We start from the raw sequence: 245 nt of genomic DNA, 5'->3' as shown, positions 1-245 counted from the left end.
CATGAGTGGTTGCGGAGCTTTCTATAGCAAGAGTTGGCGCGCCATGGGAGATAAAAATCGCGGGTAATCGCGCAGCATTGGTCAGCCCTATAGGCATATCTGCCCATGCGACTGCGCCAGTGATAGGCGCATCAGTTTTAGCCGTATCATGAAGGCTATTATGATACGAACTACGATAGGAATCATGATACGGGGAAGGAATAGGTTTTATCGGTTTTGAATGGCTCATATGCCCTGTATTAGGG

Annotated in this window: 1 pseudogene; it reads right to left on the bottom strand. The window is 48.2% G+C overall.

What is annotated here, in order from left to right:
- A pseudogene (locus tag AAEY79_RS16075) lies at window positions 1-229 on the bottom strand (dioxygenase); the annotation flags it as partial.
- Window positions 230-245 lie beyond the last annotated feature (16 nt).

This window comes from Psychrobacter sp. GW64-MNA-CIBAN-0177 (assembly GCF_040309585.1).
In the GTDB taxonomy this organism is placed as follows: Bacteria; Pseudomonadota; Gammaproteobacteria; order Pseudomonadales; family Moraxellaceae; genus Psychrobacter; species Psychrobacter okhotskensis.
Note: the sequence above shows the minus strand (reverse complement) of the source record. Positions and strands in the feature narration are given on the sequence as shown.